General features: G+C 67.0%; 3 protein-coding genes and 2 pseudogenes. 2 read left to right on the forward strand and 3 right to left on the reverse strand.

Going from position 1 to position 2,798, the window contains the following annotated elements:
- Positions 1-381 precede the first annotated feature (381 nt).
- Positions 382-513, forward strand: coding sequence for a hypothetical protein (locus CCL05_RS47215; RefSeq protein ID WP_279629964.1), 132 nt, complete (start codon positions 382-384; stop codon positions 511-513).
- A gap of 174 nt (positions 514-687) precedes the next feature.
- Here the strand turns inward: CCL05_RS47215 and CCL05_RS41035 are convergent, their stop codons facing one another.
- The 3 genes and pseudogenes from CCL05_RS41035 to CCL05_RS45460 all read right to left on the reverse strand — a co-directional run bounded on the left by CCL05_RS41035 (position 688) and on the right by CCL05_RS45460 (position 2,347).
- Positions 688-1,185 carry a peptidylprolyl isomerase gene (locus CCL05_RS41035; protein WP_086565659.1) on the reverse strand — a complete coding sequence of 166 codons (498 nt, stop codon included), beginning with the start codon at positions 1,183-1,185 and terminating at the stop codon, positions 688-690.
- 109 nt (positions 1,186-1,294) lie between these two features.
- Positions 1,295-2,056: pseudogene (locus CCL05_RS41040) on the reverse strand (IS5 family transposase).
- Positions 2,057-2,116: 60 nt separating this feature from the next.
- Positions 2,117-2,347 carry a DUF6336 family protein gene (locus tag CCL05_RS45460; protein WP_167409717.1) on the reverse strand — a complete coding sequence of 77 codons (231 nt, stop codon included), beginning with the start codon at positions 2,345-2,347 and terminating at the stop codon, positions 2,117-2,119.
- Positions 2,348-2,435: 88 nt separating this feature from the next.
- Between CCL05_RS45460 and CCL05_RS41050 the strand changes: the two are divergent.
- A pseudogene (locus CCL05_RS41050) lies at positions 2,436-2,798 on the forward strand (ATP-binding protein); the annotation flags it as partial.

Genomic DNA, 2,798 nt, shown 5'->3' on the forward strand with positions numbered 1-2,798 from the left:
ACCGGCCCGTACCTCAGACCGCAAGCTGAGGTACGGGCCGGTCGTCCGGGGCGAGTTCATCGACACGAGCACCGACCGGTGGCCCGGAACGGCGTCGAACCGGTGCCAGGACAATGAACAGCCGGCACGTCACGGAATGGGTCAGGGTCATCGCGGCACCGACGCCTTCGTCCTCATGCTGACGCGGAGCCGTTCCCTGCCGCACATCGCCTCAGCCCGAACCGGTCGGCGAGGTCGCCGATACCGCCCTCGTCCTCAACCGAATCCGGGGAAGACGCCAGTGGCGGTGCGGTTCATCGGGTTTCACCTTCCAGCCGTGGTGCGAGAGCAGGCCCGGCGGGAGGCGGAGGCCCCGCGTGGCGGGGCAGCCAGACAGCCGCGATGAGCGCGGCGGACAGGGCGACCGCCGCGGCCGTCCAGGAGGCGGTGTGCAGGCCGTTCATGAACGTCACCGAGGACCCGTCCGGGAGGGCGGCGGGGGCTGCCGGTGTGGAATGCGGCAACGGTGCCTGAGGGGTGCCGGCTTGTTTGTGGTGGGCGGCGAGGAGGGAGCCGAGCCTCGACCGTCAGCCCCGCGGCCACCGCACGCGTGCCACCGTGCCCGCCGGGCGCGCCCTCGTACGGTCGTTCTTCGCCTACCGCGCTGAGCGCCCGCTAGGCGGTGTCTTCAAAAGATCACCGCCTAGTCTAGAAAGCGCCGGAGGCGGAGATGGCGATCTCGGCCTTGGTGGCGCCCGACTGCGAGCCGAAGCTCTCGATCTTCTTGACGAGGGCCATGCTCTGCTCGTCCGCGACCTCACCGAAGACGACGTGCTTGCCGTCGAGCCAGCTCGTGACCACCGTGGTGATGAAGAACTGCGAGCCGTTCGAGTCGGGGCCGGCGTTCGCCATCGAGAGCAGGCCCGGCTTGGTGTGCTTGAGCTGGAAGTTCTCGTCAGGGAACTTGGCGCCGTAGATGCTCTTGCCGCCGGTTCCGTTGCCAGCGGTGAAGTCGCCGCCCTGGAGCATGAAGTCCGGGATGACGCGGTGGAACTTCGAACCGGCGTAACCGAAGCCCTTCTCACCGGTGGCGAGCGCGCGGAAGTTCTCCACGGTCTTCGGCACGACGTCGTCGAAGAGGTTGAAGGTGATCCGGCCTTCGGGCTTGCCGTCGATGGTGATGTCGAAATAAGCCTGGATTGTCATGGCCCTCATCCTGTCATTGTCTTGCCTGTGCTGGTGAACGAACACCCCGCGGACGCTGCCCGCGCGATCAGGGCATGCGAGCGAGCCGCCCAGGTTCTGTCGGTAAATGTCAAGCCCACATCAGGAGTGCTGCGAGGGTGACGGCTGCTTCGTAGGACTGGGCGGTCTTGTCGTATCGGGTGGCGATGCCGCGCCACTGTTTCAGGCGGTTGAAGCACCGTTCCACGACGTTGCGATGCTTATAGACCTCGCGGTCGAAGGCCGGCGGGCGGCCACCGCGGCTGCCTCGCCGGACACGGTTGCGGGCCTGGTCGGCCCGCTCGGGAATCGTGTGGGCAATACCCTTGCGGCGGAGCCAGGCGCGGATCGCCTTCGAGCTGTAGCTTTTGTCGCCCAGGACGTGATCGGGCCGGGTGCGGGGCCGTCCCGGTCCAGTCCGGGGCACCCGGATCGCTTTCATCACGGCGGTGAACCGGGTGCAGTCGTTGGTGTTGCCGCCCGTGACGACGAAACTGAGCGGGCGGCCCAGTCCATCACAGGCCAGGTGAATCTTGCTGGTCAGGCCACCTCTGGACCGGCCGAGGGCCGAGTCGCGGAGCCCCCTTTTCGGGCTCCCGCCGCATGCTGGTGGGCCCGGACGATCGTGGAATCAACGGACACCAGCCACTCGACGTCGCCGCCGCGTCCGCCTTGGCCTGCGCGGCCCGCAGCATTCGGTCGAACGTCCCGTCCGCCGCCCACCTGCGAAAACGCGTATGAGCGATCCCGTTCAGGATCCTGCGGTCGTCCAGCCGCTTCCGCCCTCGCAACGACACGGGCAGCAACGGCCGGACGAACTCCCACTCGGCATCGACAGTTCATGACGACGTATCACGACACCATGATCCACCAGCGCTGATCATTTGAAGACATCGCCTAGGGCGCGCGTGGCTCAGTCGCCGTACAGCCAACTGTCGTACCCGGCGCCGTCCACCAAGTGGTGTAGCCCGAAGGCGCCGGGGAACAGCACCAGGGCCAGCACCCCGATCCGCAGCAGGACCGGGGCCGCGACGGTCACGGGACCCGCCTGGCCCCTGACGGTGCGCCAGTCGCGGCAGCGCCGGATGTCTCCCCCGCAGGCCCACCAGAAGAAGAGCCCAATGGGGATCCCGACCACGGCCATGGCGGCGGATTGCCGCGTACAAGTCGACCTTGGACTTCGGTGGCGCCATCGCAGCCTCATCCCGCAGAGCACGTCCATGCTCCCACCACAAGGCCTGCCGCTCTGCCAGATCGGCGACTAGGGCACCGGCAAGTCGCATCTGTTGATCGCGCTGGGCACCGAGGCCGGGTACCGGGTCCGCGACACGCTCGCCACCAAACTCGTCAACGAACTGGTCGAGGCTGCGGACGAGAGGGTGCTGACCAAGACCATCGCACGTTTCGGCCGAGTGGATCTTTTATGCATCGATGAGTTGGGCTATATGCAGCTGGACCGGCGGGGCGCTGAGCTGCTGTTCCAGGTTCTGACGGAGCGTGAGGAGAAGAACAGCGTCGCCATCGCCTCGAACGAGAGTTTCAGCGGCTGGACCGAGACCTTCACCGATCCCCGGCTTACTGGCTCTAACAAAAGG

Origin of the sequence: Streptomyces africanus, from assembly GCF_002150735.1 — a bacterium.
GTDB lineage: Bacteria > Actinomycetota > Actinomycetes > Streptomycetales > Streptomycetaceae > Streptomyces > Streptomyces africanus.